The organism is Cellulomonas sp. P2_B4, assembly GCF_056404795.1.
Genome location: NZ_JBFUDI010000001.1, coordinates 414,408 through 437,830 on the forward strand (window position 1 = coordinate 414,408; position 23,423 = coordinate 437,830).

The following is a 23,423-nucleotide window of genomic DNA, read 5'->3' on the forward strand; positions in this document are numbered from 1 at the left end:
GCGGAACACCGGTGACCTGCGCCGAGTTGAGAATGCATACGTACGCATGGACACGAAGGAGCGAGCGGTGAGCGAGAGCACGGACCTGCCCGGGACGCGGGAGGCGGCCGAGGCGTGGGAGTCGTTGTTCCGCGCCCAGGTGGCACTCATGCGCAGGTTCCAGCGCGACGACGTGTGGGGTCCGCTCACCATCCGCGAGTACGACGTGCTGTTCACGCTGTCCGGCTGCCCCGGCGGCGCGGCGCGGCTGCGCGAGCTGGGCGAGGGCAGCCTGTTGACCCAGCCCAGCCTGTCCCGGCTGGTCGAGCGGCTCGAGAACGACGGACTGGTCACGCGCGGCCCGGTGGAGGGCGACGCCCGGGGCGTGCTGGTGACCCTCACGCCGGAGGGCCGGCGCATGCAGCGCGAGATCGGGCGGCGGCACGTGCGCAGCATCCGGCACCTCGTCGGGGGAGCCCTCGACTCGGGGGAGCTGGCGACCCTGCGCGCCCTCACGGACAAGCTCCGCGCTGCTCAGCCGGGCATCCCCGACCCGACGCCGTAGCCCCGTGACACGCCGATGTGCACCGCTTGCAACGCTCTGCAAGCGGTTTGCGCGTCAGCGCGTACGATGACGCGCATGTCACGGCGACTCGCAGAGGTAGCGCGCAAGGTCGGTGTCTCCGAAGCGACCGTGAGCAGAGTGCTCAACGGGAAGCCCGGAGTGTCCGAGTCCACCCGCGAGGCGGTCCTGACCGCGCTCGACGTCCTGGGCTACGAGCGGCCCACCAAGCTCCGCGGCGAACGGGCCCGGCTGGTCGGTCTGGTGCTCCCCGAGCTCCAGAACCCGATCTTCCCGGCGTTCGCCGAGGTGGTCGGGGGAGCGCTCGCGCAGCAGGGCTTCACGCCGGTGCTGTGCACCCAGACGGCCGGCGGGGTGTCCGAGGCGGACTACGTCGAGCTGCTCCTGGGCCAGCAGGTCTCGGGCATCGTCTTCGCGGGCGGCCACTACGCCCAGCGCGACGCGACGCACGACCACTACGAGCGCCTGACAGGCCGCAACCTGCCGGTCGTGCTCATCAACGCCTCGATCGAGGAGCTCCCGTTCCCGCGGGTGTCGTGCGACGACGAGGTCGCCATCGAGCAGGCGATCGGGCACCTGGCGTCCCTCGGCCACACGACGATCGGGCTCGTCCTCGGGCCCGTCGACCACGTGCCGTCCGAGCGCAAGCTCCGCGCGGCGCAGGTGATCATGCGGCGCCTGGGCCTGGAGCTGGGCGAGAACCACGTCGTCCGCAGCGCGTACTCGCTCGAGAGCGGGCAGGCGGCGGGCAACCGGCTGCTGCGCGAGGGCGTGACCGGGATCGTGTGCGCGAGCGACCCGCTGGCCCTCGGTGTCATCCGGGCCGCGCGCCGGGCAGGCCTGAACGTGCCCGACGACATCTCGGTCGTCGGCTACGACGACTCGGCGTTCATGAGCTGCACCGAACCGCCGCTCACGACGGTCCGCCAGCCGATCGAGCCGATGGGCCGGGCCGCGATCGACCTCCTCGTCAGCCAGATCCACGGCGCCGCGGTCCCGCACGACGAGCTGCTGTTCGAGCCCGAGCTCGTCGTGCGCGGCTCCACGGGTCCGGCGCGCGCACGCCAGGTCGCTGCCGTCTAGACGCACAAGCGTGTCGTCGCCGTGACCTTCGGGTGCGAGCCTCCTCCGCGAGCGTCCGACGACACCGGCGGCCCACAGCTGAGGCGTGAGCACCGCGCGGAGCTCCTCGTCGCCTCGTGCTGCGGGGGGGCTCTCGTGTCGGCGTGGGCGTCTCTCCCGGCGAGAGGGGAGCGGGGGTCGATCGAGTATCGGCCGTCGTTTGGTCACACTTCGATAACTTGACTGTCAGGTTCTTGCGTACTTTCAGTCGAGTCCTTTAGTGTCCATCTCGCGACGATGACGTGGCGATGGCACATGAGAGACGAGACCGCAGTGACGCAGCCTCAACCGGAGACCGACCCTCAGTGGTGGCGCGGCGCGGTGATCTACCAGGTCTACCCCCGCAGCTTCGCGGACGGGAACGGTGACGGCACCGGCGACCTGGAGGGCCTGCGATCGCGCCTGCCGTACCTGCGGGACCTCGGCGTCGACGCGATCTGGGTCACTCCCTGGTACGTCTCCCCGCTGGCAGACGGCGGCTACGACGTGGCCGACTACCGGGCCATCGACCCGGCGTTCGGCACGCTCGCCGAGGCAGAGCGGCTCATCGACGACGCGCTCGCCGTCGGGATCCGCACGATCATCGACGTCGTCCCCAACCACGTCTCCGACCAGCACGCGTGGTTCCAGGCGGCCCTCGCCGCCGGACCGGGCTCCCCGGAGCGGGCGCGGTTCTGGTTCCACCCCGGCAAGGGCGAGAACGGCGACGAGATCCCCACCCACTGGGTCTCCGACTTCCAGGGCAGCACGTGGACCCGCACGACGAACCCCGACGGCACCCCCGGCGAGTGGTACCTGCACCTCTTCGCGCCGGCACAGCCGGATGTCAACTGGTCGCACCCGGACGTCGTCGCGGAGTTCGAGGACGTCCTGCGCTTCTGGTTCGACCGTGGCGTGGCCGGCATCCGGATCGACTCGGCAGCGCTCCTCATCAAGGACCCGGAGCTCCCCGAGGTGCCCGAGCACCCGGGCCCGGGGGGTCACCCGCACGTCGACCGCGACGAGCTGCACGACGTCTACCGCAGCTGGCGCGCCGTCGCCGACTCCTACCCGGGCACCCGGGTGCTCGTCGGCGAGGTCTGGCTGCGGGACACCGAGCGGTTCGCGCAGTACCTGCGCCCCGACGAGATGCACACCGCCTTCAACTTCGACTTCATGGCCCGCCCGTGGGACGCGAAGAAGTTCCGCGAGTCCATCGAGCTGACCCTGGCCGCGCACGGCCCCGTCGGTGCGCCCGCCACGTGGGTGCTGTCCAACCACGACGTCACGCGACCGGTCACCAGGTACGGGCGCGAGGACAGCTCGTTCGCCTTCAGCGCCAAGCGGTTCGGCACGGAGACGGACCTGACGGTGGGCCGGCGCCGTGCCCGCGCCGCCGCGATGCTCACCGCGGCGCTGCCCGGCTCCCTGTACATCTACCAGGGCGACGAGCTGGGCCTGCCCGAGGTGGAGGATCTGCCGCTGGAGCTCCTGCAGGACCCCATGCACTTCCGATCCGAGGGTGTCGACCCCGGCCGGGACGGCTGCCGCGTGCCGCTGCCCTGGTCCGGGACGTCCGCCCCGTTCGGGTTCAGTCCTGACGGCGCCACGGGGGAGCCTTGGCTTCCCCAGCCCGCCGCCTGGAGCGAGCTCACGGTCGAGGCGCAGGAGTCGGACCCGACGTCCACCCTGCACCTGTACCGCGACCTGCTCGCGATCCGCCGGTCCGAGCCCAGCCTGGGCGACGGGCCACTGAGATGGCTCGACCAGCTGGACACCTCCGACGACGTGCTCGCGTTCGCCCGTGGCGACCTCGTGTGCGTGGTCAACCTGGGCGACGCGCCCGCACCACTGCCCGCCCATTCCGACCTCCTGCTCACGAGCGCGCCGCTCGAGGCAGGGCTGCTCCCGCGCGACACCGCCGCGTGGTTGCGCACCGCTCGACCCTGAGCACCGCCCCCGCAGAAACCCCGCACGAACCAGACACGAACCAGAACGACTCCGAACCGGCATCCCGCCGGGCACGGAACCTCTCCCGAAGGAGTGACGATGAGGTCCTCACGCACCACCGCGCTCGCCATGGCCGGTGTGCTGTCCATCGGCCTGCTGGCCGCGTGCAGCTCGAACGACGACTCGGGCGACGACTCGTCCGCATCCAGCGACAGCAAGGTGACCATCACGGTCGCCGGCCTGCAGCCGGGAGCCGAGCAGACCGCGGTCGACGCGCTCAACGAGCGCGTGACGCAGTTCGAGGAGAAGTACCCGGACATCAAGATCGAGACGCAGGAGTACAACTGGCTCGCGTCGACGTTCGCCGCCGACCTCGCCGGTGGCACGCTGCCGACGGTCTTCGAGGTCCCCGCCACGGACACCAAGACGCTGATCCAGAACGGGCAGATCGCCGACATCGACGCGCAGGTGCAGCAGCTGCCCTACGCGGGCGACTTCAACGAGCAGGTCCTCGCGGCCGGCCTGAGCGACGACGGCAAGATCTACGCCGTCCCGGCCAAGTCGATCTACGCGGTCGCCCTGCACTACAACCGCAAGCTGTTCTCGGACGCCGGACTGGACCCGGACAAGCCGCCGACGACGTGGGACGAGGTCCGCGAGTACTCCAAGACCATCCACGACAAGACCGGCGTGCCGGGCTACGCGATGATGGCGCTGGACAACGCGGGCGGCTGGCAGCTGACCGCTGCGGCCTACTCGCGCGGTGGTCGCACGCAGGTGCTCGAGGACGACAAGTACAAGGCCACGCTCACGGACCCGGCCGTCAAGGAGTCGCTGCAGTTCCTGGGCGACCTCAAGACCGACGGCTCGCTGTTCGAGAACACGCAGCTCGGCTGGGGCGACATCAACGGTGACTTCGCGGCCGGCCAGTTCGCCATGTACACGTCGGGCTCGGACATCTACACCGCCCTGGTGCAGAACAACGGCGTCACGGCGGACAACCTGGACTACGGGCTGACGGCACTTCCCACGGCCGGTGAGGGTTCGGGCACGCTCGGCGGCGGTACCTACGCAGCCGTCGACCCGAACGCGACCGACGCGGAGAAGGACGCCGCCGTCAAGTGGATCGACTTCTGGTACCTGTCCAAGCTGGTCGACCAGGACCAGGCCGTCGCGGACGCCAAGATCCTCGCCGAGCAGTCCCCGCCGCAAGCCGTCGGCACGCCGACCCTGCCGATCTTCAGCAAGGACCAGTACAACACCTCGCTGGAGTGGATCAAGGACTACATCAACGTCCCGCTCGACCACATGACGGGCTACACCGACGTCATGTTCACGCAGCCGGTCATCCCCGAGGCCGCTCGTGCCACGCAGGACACCTACGGGCTGCTGTTCCCGATCGTCCAGGCGGTCATGACCGACCCGAGCGTCGACCTGGACAAGCTCCTCGCTGACGCGAACGAGCAGTCGCAGACCCTGATCGACCAGGCGGGCTGACCCACCACGACGGTGCCCGGTCGGAGCTTGCGCTCCGGCCGGGCACCGTTGGATCGTCCGACTACCGAACGACACGCACCGAGAGAAGGACCCGATGACCACCACCGACGCCGTCGTCGACAAGCGCCGGGAACGCAGACGCTCCCCGGTCACCTGGGTACGTGGCGGCGGCCTGACCACGCTGCTGTTCGCGCTCCCCATGCTGGTGATCTTCGGGGTGTTCTCGTGGGCGCCGATCGTCAAGGCCGTCGTCATGAGCTTCCAGAAGACGAACCTCATCACGACGTCGTGGGTGGGCCTGCAGAACTTCGAGCGCGTCTTCGCGGACCCGGTGCTCCCGATCGCGATCCGGAACACCGCGTACTTCGCGGTGCTCGCCCTCATCTTCGGCTACCCGGTCCCGCTGATCGCGGCGGTGCTCATGAGCGAGGTGCGGCGAGGCAAGGGGATCTTCTCGGCCCTGGCCTACCTGCCCGTCGTCGTGCCGCCGGTGGTCGCGGTGCTGCTGTGGAAGTTCTTCTACGACCCGCGGCCCGAGGGCGTGTTCAACACGATCATCGGCTACGTCGGGATACCACCCCAACCCTGGTTGCAGAGCGCGACGTCGGCCATGCCGTCGCTGGTGCTCGAGGCCACCTGGGCCGCGGCCGGTGGAACGGTGATCATCTACCTGGCCGCCCTCACCAGCGTGCCCACCGAGCTGTACGACGCCGCCGAGGTCGACGGTGCGTCCATCTGGGGCAAGATCTGGCACGTCACGATGCCGCAGCTGCGCGGCGTCCTGCTCATCACCTTCATCCTGCAGATCATCGGGACGGCCCAGGTGTTCCTGGAGCCCTACCTGTTCACCGGCGGTGGTCCGGCCAACGCGACCGTCACCGTCCTGCTCCTCGTGTACAGGTACGCCTTCCAGAACAGCCTGGGCGGCAACTACGGCATGGCGACGGCGCTGAGCCTGATGCTCGCGGTGTTCCTGGCCGTGATGTCCCTCATCTACTTCCGCATCACCCGTAGCTGGAGCACCTCGTGACCACCACCACTCCCACCCCCGGCAGCGTCCCCCTGCCCGAGGCGTCCGAGACGCCGGTCGACGAGGGCGGCGCGCTCCCGACGCAGGAACCGACGGTCCGGCGCAAGGCCACCAAGGGCGACACCGCCGACCGCAGCGCCCTGTCGGTCGCCGACTGGCGCCGGCCCCGCGTCCGACGGACCTGGCGGACCATCCACGTCGTGCTCCTGATCCTGCTGGTCGTCGTGTGCGTCGGCCCGCTGCTCCTGCTCGCCAAGTTCGCGATCACCCCGACGATCGACATCCTGAGCGAGCCGCTCGCGTTCTTCCCGAACGGCGTGAAGTGGTCCAACCTGCACGAGGCCTGGTACGGCATCGACATCAGCAAGTACTTCGTCAACACCGTCGTGCTGGCGATCGGGTCGTGGGCCATGCAGCTGCTCGTCGCGACGACCGGCGGGTTCGTCCTGTCGGTCCTGCGCCCGGGCTGGGCCAAGTACGCGCAGGGCCTCGTGCTGGCCACGCTGTTCGTGCCGGCCGTGGTGCTGCTGGTGCCGCTGTACCTGATCATCCTTCACCCGCCGCTGATCGATCACTCGCTGGTGAACTCGTACTGGGCCGTCTGGCTGCCCGCGGGCGCCAGCGCGTTCAACGTCGTGCTGGTGGCGCGGTTCTTCGACAACCTCCCGCGAGAGGTGTTCGAGGCCGCCAAGGTGGACGGGGCCGGTCCGTTCCGGCTGTTCTGGTCGATCGTGCTGCCGATGAGCAAGCCCATCCTCGGCGTGGTGTCCGTGTTCGCGGTCATCGCCTCGTGGAAGGACTTCCTGTGGCCGCTGCTCGTCCTGCGCAACCCCGACCTGCAGCCGCTCTCCGTGCGACTCCCGTCCATCGAGGCGACCACGGACAAGGGCACGCTCATGGCCGCCTACGCGATCGCCACCGTCATCCCGATCCTCATGTTCCTGATCTTCCAGCGGATGTTCCTGCGGGGCGCCGGCCTCGGTGGAGCGGTCAAGGGCTGACGCCCACGCGATTCTGACAGCGCGTCCCGACAATCTCACGCGCCCGGCGGTGGGCTCACCGCCGGGCTCGTGGGTGCGCGGTGCGATGATCGATGCCGTGGTTCCCGACACTGCAGTGAGCACGCCCCCGTCCACCGCCAGCCCCGTCGCCCCGTACGACGCGCTGCTGCTCTTCTCGTTCGGTGGCCCCGACGGTCCCGACGACGTCCTGCCGTTCCTGCGCAACGTCACCGCCGGCAAGAACATCCCCGACGAGCGTCTCGCGGTGGTCGCCGAGCACTACCACCACTTCGGCGGCGCCAGCCCGATCAACGGCCAGAACCTCGCGCTGAAGAAGGCGCTCGAGGCCGAGCTCGCCCGGCGGGGCATCGACCTCCCGGTCGTGTGGGGCAACCGCAACTGGACGCCGTACACCAGAGACGCGCTCTCGGCCGCGCACGCCGACGGCGCGCAGCGCCTGCTCGCGCTCGTGACCAGCGCGTACTCGTCCTACTCGGGCTGCCGCCAGTACCGCGAGAACCTCTGGGCGTCCCTCGACGAGCTGAGCGTGGACGTCGGCCTCTCCGACGGCGAGCACCCGCTCGTCGTCGACAAGGTCCACTCCTACTTCAACCACCCGGGCTTCGTGCAGGCGAACATCGACGCGGTCGTCGAGGCGTACGACACGGCGCCGGCGGACGCGCGGCTCGTGTTCGTCACGCACTCCATCCCGGACACGATGGAGGAGGCGTCCGCGGTCTCCGGCGCGTCCTACAGCGCACAGCACCTGGACGTCGCGGCGCTCGTCGCCGCCGGTGCCGCCGAGCGGCTGGGGCACCCGCTCACCTGGGACCTCGCGTACTGCTCGCGGTCCGGCCCGCCCAGCCAGCCGTGGCTCGAGCCCGACGTCAACGACCACCTCACGGCCCTGGCCGCCGACGGCGTCACCGCGGTCGTCCTGTCGCCGATCGGGTTCGTCTCCGACCACATGGAGGTCGCGTTCGACCTCGACACCGAGGCGCTCGAGACCGCGGCGCAGCTCGGGCTCGTCGCCGTCCGTGCCGACTCGGTCGGGGTGCGCGAGCCGTTCGTGCGGGGGCTCGTCGACCTCGTCGTCGAGCGCGCCACCACCGCGCGCGCCCACGACGCCGGCGCCGAGCCGGAAGCGCCCGTCGCCGTCGGCAGCTACTCCGCCTTCCGCGACGTCTGCCGGCCCGGCTGCTGCCTGATGCGCGCCGGCCAGCCGACCGGCATCCCTGCCGCCTGCTCGACCGACCCGCTGTCCTGACGCACTGGAGATCCCTGCGATGACGCACGACGACGCCGAGGCCCTGAACGCGACCGTCCGATACACGATGTGGACCGTCTTCGCGCTCGAGGAGGTGCTGCCCGAGAGCGACCGCGAGCGTGCGGAGCTGATCTCGGACGCCCTGAAGGCCGTGTCCGACGACGGCCTGGTGATCCGCGGCTGGTACGACGTCGCCGGTCTGCGGGCGGACGCCGACCTCATGGTCTGGTGGCACGCCGAGACCGTCGAGGAGGTCCAGGGCGCCTACCAGCGGTTCCGCGCGAGCGACCTGGGGCGCCACCTGCTGCCCGTGTGGTCGGTGGTCGGGCTGCACCGCCCGGCCGAGTTCAACCGGTCCCACGTCCCCGCGTTCCTGGCGGGTGAGCCCGCCGGCGACTACATCTGCGTCTACCCGTTCGTGCGGTCCTACGACTGGTACGTGCTGCCCGAGGACGACCGCCGACGCATGCTCGTCGAGCACGGGCAGGCGGCCCGGGGCTACGCGGACGTCCGCGCGAACACGGTCTCCGCCTTTGCGCTCGGCGACTACGAGTGGATCCTCGCGTTCGAGGCCGCCGAGCTGCACCGCATCGTCGACCTCATGCGCGACCTGCGTGCCACGGACGCGCGCCGGCACGTGCGCGAGGAGATCCCGTTCTACACGGGCCCGCGCGTCACGCTCGAGGCCTGGGCGGACCGGCAGCCCAGGGGCTGAGCCTTTCCCCGCGCGCGGTGGCAGGATCGGCCTCATGGTCGACCTCGCGGGGACATGGCGGTTCACGGCGGTGCAGGGTGCCGACGTCACGGCGGGGCTGCGCTCGGCGCCCTTCCTGACGTTCGACGGGGACGGCGTGGTCTACGGGGACGCCGGGGTCAACCGCGTGCGAGGCACGTGGGAGCTCGTCGGCACACGGCTCGTCTTCGGGCCGATGGTCTCGACGATGATGGCCGGACCGCCTGAGGCGATGACGTGCGAGCAGCGGATCCTGCGTCTCGTCGGCGACCCCGTCGAGGTGATCGCCCCCGACGGCGACACGATCGAGATGGACGGCTCGGGCGGCGCGGCCACGCTGGTCCGCGACGAGCACGCAGGAGACCGTCGGGTCTAGGGCACGCGGCGTCCGACCTTCGTCGGCCCGCTCGTACCTAGCCGCACCTGGGACGCGTGCGCCCTCCTGAGCCACCGCTGGTGCCCCACGCGTGCACCTGTGTCCCCAGTGCGGCGAGACAGGCGCGCGCGTCAGGCAGTGACGCGGGCCGGCCAGCGGGAGGCGATGGCCTCGACCGTGTGCTGGCGGGTCGCGATGTCGAACGCGGTGCCGGTGATCATCAGCTCGTCGGCGGCGGTCCGCTCGACCAGCGCCGCCAGCGCCTCGGTGGCGCGGTCCGCCGTCGTCGCGATCTGCGTGCCGGGGAACTTCTCGAAGAACTCCGCGGCCTGCACCGGGTCGATCTCGGCGAGGACGGCGGCGGCGTCCTGCGGAGAGACGATCGGGCCGAGCGGTCGGCCGGAGCGCAACGACAGGGCCATCACACGGCTCGGGCCGGCCAGGTAGTGCGCCTCCTCGTCGGATCCCGCGACGAGCACCGACGCCGAGACCATGAGGTGCGGCTGGTCGAGCACGGGCGACGGTCGGAAGGCGTCCCGGTAGGCCGCGGCCGCCTGCAGCGTCAGGCCGGTGTTGAAGTGGTTGGCGTACGAGAACGGCAGGCCGAGCTGGCCCGCGAGCTGCGCGCTGAACAGCGACGACCCGAGCAGCCAGACCTCCGGGGCGGAGGTCGCGGCGGGCGTCGCGGAGAGCCGGGAGGCCCGTAGGGAGCCGGCGTGGCCGTTCACCGAGACGCCGAGCAGCACGAGCACGTCGATGAGCTCGGCGGGGAAGTCCTCGGCGCCCAGCCCGTCGACCGTCCGACGGAGCGCCGCGGCGGTCATCGGGTCGGCACCGGGAGCGCGGCCGATGCCGAGGTCGATGCGTCCGGGGTGCAGCGCCTCGAGCATCGCGAACTGCTCGGCGACCACGAGCGACGGGTGGTTGGGCAGCATCACGCCACCCGAGCCGACGCGGATCGAGGACGTCGAGGCCGCGAGGTGCGCGATGAGCACGCCCGGGGACGTCGAGGCCACCGCAGCCATCGAGTGGTGCTCGGCCACCCAGAACCGCTGGTAGCCGGCCGCCTCGGCGGTGCGGGCCAGGGCGGTGGACGCGGCGAGGGCGTCGCCCGAGGACTGGCCGGCGGAGACGGGTGCGGTGTCGAGGACGGAGAGGGGTGCGAAGGTCACGTCTGTCGCAACGTCCGCACCCCCGTCTGTACTCCCTTACGGGTACAGACCCCGGATCTGGTGGGCCTCGGCGACCCGTCGGACCCCGATGGTCAGCGCCGCGTCCCGCAGCGAGATCCCCTCGGCCTGCGCGAGCGCCGCGACGGCCCGGTGCGCCGTGACTATGCGGTGCTCGAGGCGGTCCTCGATCTCGCGCTCGGTCCACCAGTACGCCTGGTTGGCCTGCACCCACTCGAAGTAGGAGACGACGACACCGCCGGCGTTGGCCAGGATGTCGGGCACGACGACGACGCCGCGCTCGCCGAGGATGCGGTCGCCCTCGGCCGTCGTCGGACCGTTGGCGCCCTCGACCACCCAGCGTGCCTTGACGTTCACCGCGGTCTCCGCGTCGATCACGCCCTCGACCGCAGCCGGGACGAGCACGTCCACGTCGAGGGCCAGCAGCTCGGTGTTGTCGATCGGGTCACCGCCGTCGAAGCCGACGACGTGACCGGTGAGCTGGACGTGCCGGGTCAGCGCCGAGACGTCGAGCCCGTCGCTGCGGAACACCCCGCCGGTCTCGTCGGAGACCGCGACCACGCGCGTCCCGGCGTCGTGCAGGAAACGCGCCGCGTGCGACCCGACCTTGCCGAACCCCTGGACGGCCGCGCTCACCTCGTTGAGCTGCACGCCCGCGTCGCCGAGTGCCGCCGCGGCCGCGTGCACCACACCGCGCGACGTCGCGGTGGCCCGGCCCAGCGACCCGCCGACGGCGACGGGCTTGCCGGTGGTCACGCCGGGGATCGTGTAGCCCTGGCTCACCGAGTACGTGTCCATGACCCACGCCATGGTCTGCTCGTCGGTGCCGATGTCCGGCGCCATGATGTCCCGCTCGGGGCCGATGATCGGCATGATCTCGCTGGTGTAGCGCCGGGTCACACGCTCGAGCTCCTGCTGCGAGTGCTCCCGCGGGTCGATCGTCACGCCGCCCTTGGCGCCCCCGTACGGCACGTCGACGACCGCACACTTCCAGGTCATCCACATCGCCAGCGCGCGGACCTCGTCCACGTCCACCGACGACGAGTACCGCAGCCCGCCCTTGCCCGGCCCGCGCGAGATGTTGTGCTGGACGCGGTACCCCATGAACAGCTCGATCTCGCCGTCGTCGCGCCGCAGCGGGACGGCCACGTTCATCTCGCGACGAGGGGTGGCGAGCATCTGGTGCAGGCCATCGCCATAGCCCAGGATCTCGACCGCGGACGCGAGCTGCGCCTTGGCGGTGTCGAGCGGGCTGGCCGGTTCTGGGGTCTCTGTGAGGTCGGTCACGTGGGACACCCTGTCACTGTCGGCGTCGGACGCCAGGGAGGCCCGAGGGGCGAGCCGTGGATGTCCAAGCCTCGGAAGCGGTCGCGTGAACTCGGGCGGTATCGGGCGCTGATCTGGCCCTTCGACGCCGCAGGCCTGAGACTGGACCGGACCCCGACGAAGGAGCGGCATGTCGCAGGACGTCTCGAACGATGCAGTCCGGCTGGCTCGGCAGTGGCTGTCGGCGACGGAGCAGGGGCAGACCTCACGCGAGCGCAGGACGACCGGCCGGCTGGCCGACCTCGTCGCCGATCCCGCCGGGCTGGAGCTCGCGGTGCGGTTCGTCGACCGGGTGGCGCGACCGCAGGACGTGCGGGTCGCGGCGCGTGAGCTGGCCGAGCTGAGCGCGTCGTCGGCGGGGTTCCTCGGCCGTGCCGACAAGGCGATGCTCGGGCTCGGGTCGCGGGTCGGACCGATGCTGCCGTCGGTCGTCGTGCCCGCGGCTCGGGAGCGCCTGAGGTCGCTCGTCGGGCACCTCGTCGCCGACGACGGACCGGGGCTGGCCAAGCACCTCGCCCGGACGCGCGCCGACGGCTTCCGGCTGAACCTCAACCTCCTGGGCGAGGCCGTGCTGGGGGAGCGGGAGGCCGCCGCGCGGCTCGCGCGGGTCACCGCGCTGGTCGAGCGTCCGGACGTCGACTACGTGTCCGTCAAGGTCTCCGCCGTGGCCAGCCAGCTGTCGACGTGGGACACCGAGGGGTCGGTCGCGCGCGTGGTCGAGCGGCTGCGGCCGCTGTACCTGACGGCCGCGGCTCACGGGACATTCCTCAACCTCGACATGGAGGAGTACCGCGACCTCGCGCTCACCATCCGGGTGTTCGAGCGGCTGGCGTCGGACCCGCTGCTGAAGGACGCCCCGATGGGGATCGTGCTGCAGGCGTACCTGCCGGACGCGTCCGACGCGCTCGACGAGCTGACCTCCGTCGCCGGGGGACGCACCGGCGACGCCCGCCTCAAGGTGCGGCTGGTCAAGGGCGCCAACCTCGCGATGGAGCAGGTGGAGTCCGAGCTGCACGGCTGGCCGCAGGCGCCCTACACGTCCAAGGCCGACGTCGACGCCGCCTACCTGCGGCTCGTCGACCGCTCCCTGTCGCCCGAGCGCACCCGCCACCTGCGCGTCGGCGTCGCCAGCCACAACCTCTTCCACGTCGCCGCGGCGCACCTCCTCGCGCAGGAGCGCGGGGTCGGCGAGGCCCTCGACGTCGAGATGCTGCAGGGCATGGCCCCGGCGCAGGCCCGCGCGGTCCGCGACACCGTGGGCTCGGTCCTGCTCTACACGCCGGTGGTCGCACGGCACGACTTCGACGTCGCCATCGCCTACCTGGTGCGGCGGCTCGAGGAGAACTCGGCGAGCCAGAACTTCCTGCACGCCCTGTTCGCCGACGACGCCGCGATGGATGCCCAGGAGTCGGCCTTCCGCGTCGCGTACCGGGACCGGCTGCTCCCGCCGACCGCGCCCCGCCGCGTGGCCCGCCCCGCGCTCGACCTCTCCGACGCGTTCGCCAATACCCCCGACACCGACCCCGCCGCCGCGCTCGCGCGGGCGTGGGCGCGGGGGATCGTCGAGCGCGAGATCGACGCGCCGCCCGGTGCGGTGGTCGTGTCGTCCGTGGAGGAGGTCGACGAGGTCGTCGCGAACGTCGGTCTCTCCTGGGCCTCGGTCTCGCCCGCCGACCGGGCCAAGGCCCTGCACCGGGTCGCCGAGTCGCTCGAGGAGGCCCGCGCGGACCTCGTCGCGGCGATGGTCCACGAGGCCGGCAAGACCGTCGCCGAGGCCGACCCCGAGGTCAGCGAGGCCGTCGACTTCGCCCGCTACTACGCGGACTCGGCCGCTGCGCTCGCGGACGTGCGCGGAGCCGTGCACACCCCGGCCGGCATCTCGGTGGTGACCCCGCCGTGGAACTTCCCGGTCGCGATCCCGGTCGGTTCGGTGCTCGCGTCGCTCGCCGCCGGCAGCCCGGTGATCGTGAAGCCCGCGCCGCAGACGCCGCTGTGCGGGCAGGTCGCGATGGCCGCGATCCAGCGGGGGCTGGACGCGCCGGGCGCGCTCACCGTGGTGCTCAGCCCCGAGGGGGCGGTCGGCCAGCACCTGGTCACGCACCCGTCGGTGTCGCGCGTGCTGCTGACCGGGTCCATCGAGACCGCCCGGCTGTTCGCCGGCTGGCGTCCGTCTCTGGACGTCTACGCCGAGACCTCCGGCAAGAACGCCCTGGTCATCACACCGTCTGCGGACGTCGATCTCGCGGTCGCCGACCTGGTGAAGTCCGCGTTCGGGCACGCCGGCCAGAAGTGCTCGGCCGCGTCGCTCGCGATCCTCGTCGGCACCGCCGGACGCTCCGACCGCCTGCGCCGCCAGCTCGCCGACTCCGTCTCGTCGCTGCGCGTCGGCCCGGCCACCGACCTCGGCAACGCCGTCGGGCCGCTGACCGAGCCGGCGAGCGGCAAGCTCCTGCGCGCCCTGACGACGCTGGAGCCGGGGGAGTCCTGGCTGGTCACGCCCCGCCGGCTCGACGACGAGGGTCGCCTGTGGTCGCCCGGCGTGAAGTTCGGCGTCCAGCGCGGCTCGTGGTTCCACACCACCGAGTGCTTCGGTCCGGTGCTCGGGATCATGTTCGTGGAGACGCTCGACGCGGCGATCGAGGCCCAGAACGCCGTGCCGTTCGGCCTGACCGGCGGGCTGCACTCGCTCGAGGAGGCCGAGATCGAGCAGTGGCTCTCCCGCGTCGAGGTCGGCAACGCCTACGTCAACCGGCACATCACCGGCGCGATCGTCCGGCGCCAGCCCTTCGGCGGCTGGAAGGCCTCGACCGTCGGCCCCGGCGCCAAGGCCGGCGGCCCGCACTACGTCGCGCAGATCGGGTCGTGGGCGGACTCCGCCGAGGTCCCGGTGTCCGACGACCACTGGTTGGCCTGGGCCGCAGCAGACGACGAGCGCCTGTGGGCCTCGCAGTTCTCGGTCGAGCACGACCCGTCCGACCTTCGCGTCGAGGCGAACATCCTGCGCTACCGCCCCGTCCCGCTGCTGACGATCCGGGTGGGTTCCGGTGCGCGGCCGGTCGAGGTGGAGCGCGTCCGGCACGCCGCCGCGACGGCCGGCGTCCGGGTCTCGGTCAGCGAGCTCGCGCACGAGCCCCACGAGACGTTCGCCGGGCGCGTCCGCGACGGCTGGGTCACGGGCCGCATCCGCGTCGTCGGCGAGGCACCCGGCCTGCGCGAGGCCGCGGTGACCCGCCTCGGCGACGTGACGGTGCTGGACGCGCCGGTCGTGGCGTCCGCGGCCCGCGAGCTGTTGACCGTGGTCCGCGAACAGGCCGTCAGCCGCACCCTGCACCGCTTCGGCCACGTCCCGCCGAACCGGGCCGAGCCGTCGTGAGGTCGTGCGTTCCGCACGACGACACGCTCGCGCTGAGCGCGGGCCGAGGGCCTACGCCGACGCGCGGATGACCAGCTCGGGCGCGAAGATCAGCGGCTCCGTCGGGGGAGCGCCGTTGAGCTGCGCGAGGAGGCGGGCGCCGGCGGCGCGGGCCATGGCGACGACGGGCTGGATGACCGACGTCAGCGGCGGGACGGTCGAGGCGGCGACGCCCAGGTTGTCGTAGCCGACCACGGCCATGTCGCCGGGCACGTCCTTGCCCAGCTCGGCCAGCACGCCCAGGGCGCCGGCGGCCATGAGGTCGGAGGCGATGAACAGCGCGTCGAGGTCGGGGTGCTGCGCGAGGATCTCGCGGGCGGCGGCCGCGCCGGAGGCCAGCGTGAAGTCACCGTAGGCGACGGCGTCGTCGGCCATCCCGGACGCCGCCATGGCGCTGCGCCAGCCGGTGAGGCGGTCGATCCCACCGGACATGTCCTGCGGGCCGGCGATGGTGCCGATGCGCTTGTAGCCGCGCTCGATCAGGTGCTGGGTGGCGATGCGGCCGCCCTCGACGTTGTCGGTGTCGACGTACTGGACGCCGCGGTCGTCGGCGGACAGCGGGCGACCGACGAAAACGTTCGGCACGCGCGAGGCCTGCAGGGCGCGGTCGAGCTCGTCGTTGCGGTGGTGGGAGACGACGATCGCGCCGTCGACGTGCCCGTTGCGCAGGTAGCGGACGGTGCGCTCGGAGTCGCCGGGGCGGGCGATGACCAGGACGACCTGCACGTCGGAGTCGGCCAGCGAGGTGCTCAGGCCGTTCAGGGTGCCGGCGAAGAACGGGTCGGACAGGACGCGCTCGTCGGGCTCGGGCACGACGAGGGCGATCGAGTCCGTGCGACGGGTGACCAGCGAGCGGGCAGCACGGTTGGGCGTGTAGCCGAGGTCGGCGACGGCCATCTCGACCGAGGCGAGGGCCTCTGGGGAGACGCGCAGGCCTCCGTTGATCGCGCGCGACGCGGTCGAACGAGACACCCCTGCGCGCTCCGCCACCTGCTCGAGCGTCGGCGCGGGAGGCCGCCCGTCGTCGATCTGCTGCGTCACGTTCTCGACCACCGTTGGTCTTCCCTCCTTAGGCTGCGTGAGCAGCGACGGCGTACCGGCCGGACGCGTGGGACCAGTGTCCTGGTCCGTCGCGTCAGCCTGCCACGGTTGCTCAGCCCTTGACCGCACCTTGCATGATCCCGGCGACGAGCTGCCGCCCGGCGATGACGAACAGGATGAGCAGCGGGATCACCGACAGGACGACGCCGGCCATGATCAGCGACATGTCCTTGAAGTAGGCGGCCTGCAGCTGTTGGAGCGCGATCGGCAGCGTCGGGTTCTTCGAGCCCAGGACGATGAAGGGCCAGAAGTAGTTCGTCCACGACGCCACGAACGTGAAGAGCGCCAGCATGGTCGCCGCGGGGCGGGCCGCCGGGAGCGCGATGCTCCAGAACGTCCGGAGCATGGACGCCCCGTCGACGCGGGCGGCCTCGATGAGCTCGTAGGGCAGCGCCTGCTCGAGGTACTGGGTCATCCAGAACACGCCGAACGCGGTGACCAGGCCGGGCACGATGACGGCCTGGATCTGGCCGATCCAGTGCAGCTGCTTCATGACGAGGAACAGCGGCACGACGCCGAGCTGGGTGGGGACCGCGGTGGTCGCGATGACGAAGACCAGCAGCGGAGCGCGACCCTTGAACCGCAGCTTCGCGAACGAGAACCCGGCCAGCGTCGAGAAGAACACCACCGACAGGGACATGATCACGGCGATGATCACCGAGTTGATCACGGCCTGCGTGAACGGGACGCCGGACTCCAGGACGCGGCTCACGTTGTCGAAGAAGTGGCTGCCGGGGATCAGCGACGGGATCGGGTGCCGCGCGATGTCCGGGGCCGTCGACGACGCGAGGAGGAACGCGTAGTAGAGCGGGTAGAACGAGATGATGATGACGATCGTCAGCAGCACGTAGGTGAGCCACCGCGGCCGACGCTGCGTGCCGCCCTCAGGGACCGCGCGGCCGCGCCTGCGCGCCGCGCTGCGGGCCGCGCCCCTGCCGGCGAACTGCTCGATCGCCGCGACGGACGGCGCGCCGCCCATCTCGCCGCCGGCGCCGGCTCCCATGACGCTCATGCGCCGACCCTCTTCCTGTTCTTCTTCTTGCCACCTTGTTGCTCGGAGGAGATCCGTCGCGTGATCAGGTAGTTGACGATGCCGATGATGACGATGATCACGAACAGCAACCAGGCGACGGCGGCGGCGCGACCGAAGTTCTTCTGCGCCCAGCCGAGCTGGTAGATGTAGTTGGTCACGGTGAGGTACTGCTGGTCGGAGCCGCCGCGGCCGTCCTGGTCGAACATGCGGGGCTCGTCGAAGATCTGCAGGCCGCCGATGGTCGACGTGATGATCACGAAGATGATCGCGGGGCGCAGCATCGGGATGGTGACCGAGAAGAACTGTCGGACCCGGTTGGCGCCGTCGATGAGCGCCGCCTCGTAGATGTCCCGCGGGATGGCCTGCATCGCCGCCAGGAGGATGAGGGTGTTGTAGCCGGTCCAGCGGAAGTTGACCATCGTCGCGATGGCCACGTGGCTGGGGAGGACCTCGGCGTGCCAGCGGACGCCCTCGAAGCCGAGGTCGCGCAGGATCTGGTTGATGATGCCGGACTGGTCCGCGAACATCTGCCCGAAGATCAGGGCGACGGCGACCGGTGCGACGACGTAGGGGACGAGCACGCCCATGCGCCAGAACGTCTTGGCGCGCAGGTTCGCGTCGAGGATCGCGGCGATCACCAGGGCGATGGCGATCTGCGGGATCGAGCTCAGCAGGAAGATGCTGAGGGTGTTACGGACGGACTTCCAGAAGATCTCCTGGTGCAGGACCGTCGAGAAGTTCTCGAGCCCGACGTAGTCGCCCTGGCCCTTGAGCAGCCCCCACTCGTGCACGGACACGAACGCTGTGTAGAACAGCGGGAACAGTCCGACGACGATGAAGAGCAGGAAGAACGGCGAGATGTACAGGTAGGGCGAGAGCTTGACGTCCCAGCGCCCGAGTGTCTGGGAGAAGCCGGCGCGGCGCGGAGTCCTGCTCGGCGCGTCGCCGGCCGTGGACCCCGCAAGGTTCGGGGTTCGGGTGCTGGTCATTGCTTGTCCTTCGCGTGCTGGACGGGTTCGAGCAGGACGACGGTGGCACACCGGGGCCGGGTGGGACAGCCCTCCCGGCCCCGGTGCTCACACTGTGTCGTCAGCCGAGGTCGTTGACCGCGGTCTCGAACTTGGCCCAGGACGAGGCGGCGTCGTCGGTCTTGTCGACGTCGACCCGGGTGTACGCGTCGCCGAGGGCGGCGTTGATCGGGAAGTACTGCTCACCGCGGTACGGCTGGGTCGCGATCGGCGCGAACCGGTTGGAGAAGATCTCACCGGTCGGAGCGTCGTTGAAGTACGGGTCCGTCTTGGCGACCACGTCGGCGTTCGTCGTGGCCTCGGTCTGGCTCGGGAAGTTGCCGAAGGTGGTGAAGACCTTGGCGGCCTGCTCCGGAGCGGTCAGCCAGTCGGCCAGGTCCTTGGCGGCGGCGGCGTTCTTGCCGTCCGCGGGAACCAGGAGGTAGGAGCCGCCCCAGTTGCTGGCGCCACCGGGCATGACGTCCGCGACGTCCCAGTTGGTCTGGTCGGGCGCGTTGCCGGCGATGATCTGCGTCATCCACGGCGGGCACAGCTGCGTGGCGAACTTGTCACCCTTGAAGGCGTCGTTCCACTCCGGCGTCCACTGCTTGAGGTGTGCCGACTCGGCGAGGACCTCAGGGCTGGTGAGCTGGTTGTAGACGGACAGGGTGGGAGAGTCGGGCTCGAGCACCGTGATCTCGCCGGTCTCGGGGTCCTCGAACGGGGCCTCGAGCTGGTTGATCATGCCCTGCGAGAGTGCGCCGATCGAGTCGAACCAGGCGACACCGGCGGGGGCCGACGCCATGAACTGCTGGCCGACGGCGAAGTAGTTGTCCCAGTCACCGTCGAGCATCTGAGAGACGGACTCGCGGTCGCTCGCCAGGCCGGCTGCCTCGAAGAGGTCCTTGCGGTAGCAGATGGCCTCGGGGCCCGAGTCCGTGCCGTAGCCGATGAGCTTGCCGTCGGTGTCCGTGGCCATGTCCGTCTTCCAGTCCGGCCAGCGGTCCGTCACGGTGTCCGAGCCCAGGTCCAGGAAGAAGTCGGAGGATGCGAGCAGCTCGGGCATCCAGTCGCCGTCCGCGGCGACGATGTCGTCCGCGACGGTGTCGGTGGCGATCGCGTTCTGCACGGCGAGACGAGCGTTGTCCGACGTGTCGATCTTGTTGCTCTTGATCGTCACGTTGGGGTGGTCCGCCATGTACTCCTTGTACAGGTCGGTGTAGCCGAACTCGTTGAACGTCGCCACGGAGAGCGTGATCTTCTCGTCCGACGGGGCCGACGACGAGTCGTCGCTGCCGCCGTCGCCGGAGGAACACGCCGTGGCGAGCAGGGTGATGCTGGCGACACCCGCAGCTGCCGCCCACATCTTGCTAGAGGTCTTGCGCACAATGACTCCCTTGTCAGTCGGACGGCGTCCTCGCCGTAACCCGAGGGCTCCCGTGATCCGCGCAGCCGCAGTGCGTGCTCGGACGTCAGGTGGGCCTGGTGGACCCGGCGTGGTCGCGCTCCCATCCGCAGTGTGCGGGAGCGTTCCCACGCGTTGCCGAGAACTGTCGTCGGAGGCCCCTCAGGTGTCAAGCAGCCCGACACGTCGTGATGCCGTGGTAGCGATCCCACGCTCATGAACCTGCAGGTCAAAGTCTCTTTACCGTGCCAGACGCGTTACCGAATCGTTACGGCGTGACGGGCGGTTTGTTACCTGGTGAACGGTGCCGTGGGAGCCGTGGTCACGCGTGGTCGGCGATCCATCGCGTCGCGACGCCCTGCTCCACCTCGAGCGCGGCCCGCACGGCGCCGGCGGCCGCGTTCTCGATCGCGGAACCGAACAGGGGCATCGTCGACTTGAGGTCGCCGTCGTAGCTGACGGTGCTCGCGTCGGGGCCCGCCGGGACCAGCCGGGTACGTCCGCTGAGCCGCACCGGGGCGCCCGCGATGTCCAGGACGACCGTGCCGATCCGGGAGCCGTCGGCCGCCGGAGCCTCCCACGCCTCGACCTGACGGACGTCGATGCTGTTGCCGACGAAGCTGCGCAGGTGGGACGGGATCTGGTCGGTCGGCAGCGACCGACGGGTGGTGACCGTGAACTCGCCGTCCGCCGACCCCGTGATGTCGACGTGCTGCTCGAGCGCGCCGCTCGCCCGGACCTTCGCGTGCACGTAGTCCGGGTCGCTCAGCAGGAGGGCCGCGTCATGGGCTCCGGTCGGCAGGTCCAGGGTCACGTTCAGTCGCACGGGAGGGTCCTTCGGGGATTGTGGTGGTCGTCCGAGGGTAGCCGAGGGCGGCGCCGCCGAACCGGTCGGGCGACGCCCCCACGCCACCTACCCTGGTGAGGTGTCCACACTGAGCACCCTCGTCGCTCGCCACGCCGCCCTCGACGGCCCCGACCTCGAGTGGTTGCACCTCCTGGTGGGGGACTGGCAGGTGCTCTCCGACCTCGCGTTCGCGGACCTGGTCCTGTGGCTCCCCACGGCCGACGGCGACTTCGTGGCGGTCGCCCAGTGCCGCCCCTCCACGGGCGCCACGGTGCACTACGACGACGTCGTCGGCTCGACCGCGCCGGACGGCCAGCGTCCGCAGCTGCAGCGCTCGCTCGACGAGCGCGCGGCCCAGCGGTCGCGGGAGCCCCGCTGGTTCGGTTCCTACGCCGTGCGCGAGGAGGCCGTGCCGGTGGTGCGCAACGGCCGACCGATCGCCGTGCTCGCCCGGCAGACCAACCTCGGCGGCGCCCGCACCCCCAGCCGGCTGGAGCTCAACTACGTCGAGGCCGCCGACGACATCTTCGCGATGGTCGGCCGCGGGGAGTTCCCGGCCCCGGATGCCCCCACCGGCCCGCGCCGCGGCGCGCCCCGCGTCGGCGACGGGCTCGTCCGCCTGAACTCCGAGGGCGAGGTGCTCTACGCCAGCCCGAACGCGCTGTCCTGCTTCCACCGGCTCGGGGTGGTGGGCGACCTCGTGGGCCGCTCGCTCGTCGAGGTCACCGCCGACCTGATCTCCCAGGAGGACACGGTCGACGAGTCCATGCCGCTGGTCCTCATGGGCCGGGCGCCGTGGCGCGTCGACGTCGAGTCGCGCGGGGTCGCCCTCTCGCTGCGGTCGGTCCCGCTCACGGAGCACGGGCAGCGCGTCGGCGCGGTGCTCCTGTGTCGTGACGTGTCCGAGCTGCGGCGTCGCGAGCGCGAGCTGATCACCAAGGACGCGACGATCCGCGAGATCCACCACCGCGTGAAGAACAACCTGCAGACCGTCGCCGCGCTGCTGCGGCTGCAGTCCCGACGGATGAGCTCCCCGGAGGCGCGCGAGGCGCTGGGGGAGGCCATGCGTCGCGTCGCGACGATCGCCCTGGTGCACGAGACCCTCTCGCAGACGCTCGACGAGTCGGTGCCGTTCGACGACCTCGTCGGCCGCAGCCTGCGCCTCGCCGCGGACGTGGCGACCGAGGGCGCCCACGTGCGGACCACCGTGCGGGGCTCGTTCGGCTCGATCCCCGCCGAGGACGCGACCGCCCTGGCGCTCATCCTCACCGAGCTCGTCACCAATGCCGTCGAGCATGGGTTCGAGGGGCGCGAGTCGGGGACCGTCGAGGTGATCGTGGACCGGCAGGACGACGTGATCCGCGTCGAGGTGGCCGACGACGGCTCCGGCCTGCCCCCGGACCGCGCGGACGGCGCCGGGTCCGGGCTGGGCACGCAGATCGTCTCGACCCTCGTGACCAACGAGATGCGCGGCACCATCGCCTGGTCGAGCCGGGAGGGCGGCGGGACGTCCGTCGTCATCGAGGCCCGCCTGCGCGCCCCGCGCGACGCGGGGTCGCTGATCTAGCCGTCCAGCCGCGGCCCCGGTCTTGCCCCCGGCTATCCGCACGCGGGACGAGGTCGGCGACCGTCCCACGGCCACCTGTCCGGTCCCGACGAGGTCGGCGGTGGCCCTGCTGCCATCTGGCTGGTCCCGACGAGGTCGAGCGTGCCGATCCTGCGGCACTTGTGACACCTGATGCCTCGTGAGGCGCGGTCAGCGCCCCAGGAGCTCACTCCTGTACCAAGTGCGGCTAGATCGGCACGGACTGCCACCGTGCGAGCGGCCGCGTGCGCGAACGGCGGCGTGCGTGCGTCGCTCGTGGCGCACAAGGACGTCGTCGGCGTCCGTCACCGCCCACGACGCACGAACGCCGCGCACCCCGAGGGGTGCGCGGCGTTCGGAAGAGTGCTGTGGTCAGCCCGCGCGGCGCTGGCGCGCGGTGCGGCGCTTGAGCGCGCGGCGCTCGTCCTCGGACAGGCCGCCCCAGACGCCGGCGTCCTGGCCGGTCTCGATGGCCCACTTCAGGCAGGTGTCGACGACGGGGCAACGGCGGCAGACGCCCTTGGCCTCCTCGATCTGCAGGAGGGCAGGTCCGGTGTTCCCGATCGGGAAGAACAGCTCGGGGTCCTCGTCGAGACACGCTGCGCGGTGGCGCCAATCCATGAGCTTCTCTCCTAGGCACACGTCCGTCCGGCGCCCGGGGTCTGGGCGCGCGGGACTGGACATGAAATCGGGGGGTGTTTGCGGGGGCTGTTGGTGCTTCAACAAGGGTCACACCCGCCTGCCGTCCGCACAAGGGGTTACGGGAAGGTTTCATGTCGGTAACGACTGAGGCGTTCGTCACACCTGTGTCCTGCCTGTGGGTGAGCCACGTCACGACGAAGCCGCAGGTCGGAGCCTATGTAGGACAAACGTCCAGGTCAGAAGGCTGTCCTGACCTCGCCTTTCGCAACAGGTGACGTACCAAAGCACCTCCGCGGCGTGGTATCGCGGAGCACGCACCGGACGTCCTGATACGGCGCGACGAGTCTCTAGGCTCGGA

19 protein-coding genes are annotated in these 23,423 nt (G+C 71.0%); 11 read left to right on the top strand and 8 right to left on the bottom strand.

Annotated features, from left to right (window positions below; genetic code table 11):
• Nucleotides 1-46 precede the first annotated feature (46 nt).
• The 9 genes from AC1DZC_RS02000 (at nucleotide 47) to AC1DZC_RS02040 (ending at nucleotide 9,517) form a co-directional block, all read left to right on the top strand.
• Nucleotides 47-544 carry a MarR family winged helix-turn-helix transcriptional regulator gene (locus AC1DZC_RS02000; protein ID WP_477038234.1) on the top strand — a complete coding sequence of 166 codons (498 nt, stop codon included), beginning with the start codon at nucleotides 47-49 and terminating at the stop codon, nucleotides 542-544.
• Between the two features lie 75 nt (nucleotides 545-619).
• Complete coding sequence (locus tag AC1DZC_RS02005) at nucleotides 620-1,645, top strand: LacI family DNA-binding transcriptional regulator (RefSeq protein WP_477038235.1); 1,026 nt, start codon at nucleotides 620-622, stop codon at nucleotides 1,643-1,645.
• Between the two features lie 294 nt (nucleotides 1,646-1,939).
• Nucleotides 1,940-3,613 (top strand): glycoside hydrolase family 13 protein, encoded by a 1,674-nt coding sequence (locus AC1DZC_RS02010; protein WP_477038236.1) that lies wholly within the window; start codon nucleotides 1,940-1,942, stop codon nucleotides 3,611-3,613.
• 99 nt (nucleotides 3,614-3,712) lie between these two features.
• A complete protein-coding gene (locus AC1DZC_RS02015; RefSeq protein ID WP_477042043.1) occupies nucleotides 3,713-5,110 on the top strand; it encodes an ABC transporter substrate-binding protein in 1,398 nt (465 codons plus the stop codon).
• 94 nt (nucleotides 5,111-5,204) lie between these two features.
• On the top strand, nucleotides 5,205-6,140 hold the full coding sequence (locus tag AC1DZC_RS02020; protein ID WP_477038238.1) for a carbohydrate ABC transporter permease: 936 nt from the start codon (nucleotides 5,205-5,207) through the stop codon (nucleotides 6,138-6,140).
• Entirely contained in the window at nucleotides 6,137-7,141 is a 1,005-nt protein-coding gene (locus AC1DZC_RS02025) for a carbohydrate ABC transporter permease (RefSeq protein ID WP_477038239.1), read from the top strand. Before AC1DZC_RS02020 ends, AC1DZC_RS02025 begins: the two co-directional genes overlap by 4 nt.
• Nucleotides 7,142-7,226: 85 nt before the next feature.
• Nucleotides 7,227-8,408 carry a ferrochelatase gene (locus AC1DZC_RS02030; RefSeq protein WP_477042134.1) on the top strand — a complete coding sequence of 394 codons (1,182 nt, stop codon included), beginning with the start codon at nucleotides 7,227-7,229 and terminating at the stop codon, nucleotides 8,406-8,408.
• Between the two features lie 19 nt (nucleotides 8,409-8,427).
• On the top strand, nucleotides 8,428-9,123 hold the full coding sequence (gene hemQ / locus AC1DZC_RS02035) for a hydrogen peroxide-dependent heme synthase (RefSeq protein WP_477038241.1): 696 nt from the start codon (nucleotides 8,428-8,430) through the stop codon (nucleotides 9,121-9,123).
• A gap of 34 nt (nucleotides 9,124-9,157) precedes the next feature.
• Nucleotides 9,158-9,517, top strand: coding sequence for an META domain-containing protein (locus tag AC1DZC_RS02040; protein ID WP_477042044.1), 360 nt, complete (start codon nucleotides 9,158-9,160; stop codon nucleotides 9,515-9,517).
• A 131-nt stretch (nucleotides 9,518-9,648) separates the two neighbouring features.
• On the opposite strand, the gene AC1DZC_RS02045 is transcribed toward AC1DZC_RS02040, so the two are convergent.
• The gene (locus tag AC1DZC_RS02045) at nucleotides 9,649-10,689 is read right to left on the bottom strand and encodes an LLM class flavin-dependent oxidoreductase (protein WP_477042045.1); all 1,041 of its coding nucleotides are present in this window, start codon (nucleotides 10,687-10,689) and stop codon (nucleotides 9,649-9,651) included.
• A 36-nt stretch (nucleotides 10,690-10,725) separates the two neighbouring features.
• The gene (locus AC1DZC_RS02050; protein WP_477042046.1) at nucleotides 10,726-11,994 is read right to left on the bottom strand and encodes a Glu/Leu/Phe/Val family dehydrogenase; all 1,269 of its coding nucleotides are present in this window, start codon (nucleotides 11,992-11,994) and stop codon (nucleotides 10,726-10,728) included.
• A 169-nt stretch (nucleotides 11,995-12,163) separates the two neighbouring features.
• Between AC1DZC_RS02050 and AC1DZC_RS02055 the strand changes: the two genes are divergently transcribed.
• On the top strand, nucleotides 12,164-15,406 hold the full coding sequence (locus AC1DZC_RS02055; protein WP_477042047.1) for a proline dehydrogenase family protein: 3,243 nt from the start codon (nucleotides 12,164-12,166) through the stop codon (nucleotides 15,404-15,406).
• Between the two features lie 51 nt (nucleotides 15,407-15,457).
• Here the strand turns inward: AC1DZC_RS02055 and AC1DZC_RS02060 are convergent, their stop codons facing one another.
• From AC1DZC_RS02060 to AC1DZC_RS02080, 5 genes are all read right to left on the bottom strand, one after another.
• Nucleotides 15,458-16,498 carry a LacI family DNA-binding transcriptional regulator gene (locus tag AC1DZC_RS02060; protein ID WP_477042048.1) on the bottom strand — a complete coding sequence of 347 codons (1,041 nt, stop codon included), beginning with the start codon at nucleotides 16,496-16,498 and terminating at the stop codon, nucleotides 15,458-15,460.
• Between the two features lie 100 nt (nucleotides 16,499-16,598).
• Complete coding sequence (locus AC1DZC_RS02065) at nucleotides 16,599-17,558, bottom strand: carbohydrate ABC transporter permease (protein ID WP_477038247.1); 960 nt, start codon at nucleotides 17,556-17,558, stop codon at nucleotides 16,599-16,601.
• A complete protein-coding gene (locus AC1DZC_RS02070) occupies nucleotides 17,555-18,568 on the bottom strand; it encodes a carbohydrate ABC transporter permease (protein WP_477038248.1) in 1,014 nt (337 codons plus the stop codon). The genes AC1DZC_RS02065 and AC1DZC_RS02070 overlap by 4 nt, the downstream gene beginning before the upstream one ends.
• Before the next feature lie 100 nt (nucleotides 18,569-18,668).
• On the bottom strand, nucleotides 18,669-19,973 hold the full coding sequence (locus AC1DZC_RS02075) for an ABC transporter substrate-binding protein (protein WP_477038249.1): 1,305 nt from the start codon (nucleotides 19,971-19,973) through the stop codon (nucleotides 18,669-18,671).
• A 340-nt stretch (nucleotides 19,974-20,313) separates the two neighbouring features.
• Nucleotides 20,314-20,817: a DUF2505 domain-containing protein gene (locus tag AC1DZC_RS02080; protein ID WP_477038250.1), complete on the bottom strand. Its 504-nt coding sequence runs from the start codon at nucleotides 20,815-20,817 to the stop codon at nucleotides 20,314-20,316.
• Between the two features lie 100 nt (nucleotides 20,818-20,917).
• On the opposite strand from AC1DZC_RS02080, the gene AC1DZC_RS02085 reads away from it, so the two are divergent.
• Nucleotides 20,918-22,405: a sensor histidine kinase gene (locus AC1DZC_RS02085; protein WP_477038251.1), complete on the top strand. Its 1,488-nt coding sequence runs from the start codon at nucleotides 20,918-20,920 to the stop codon at nucleotides 22,403-22,405.
• A 390-nt stretch (nucleotides 22,406-22,795) separates the two neighbouring features.
• Here the strand turns inward: AC1DZC_RS02085 and AC1DZC_RS02090 are convergent, their stop codons facing one another.
• On the bottom strand, nucleotides 22,796-23,044 hold the full coding sequence (locus tag AC1DZC_RS02090) for a WhiB family transcriptional regulator (protein WP_028044865.1): 249 nt from the start codon (nucleotides 23,042-23,044) through the stop codon (nucleotides 22,796-22,798).
• Between the last annotated feature and the right edge of the window lie 379 nt (nucleotides 23,045-23,423).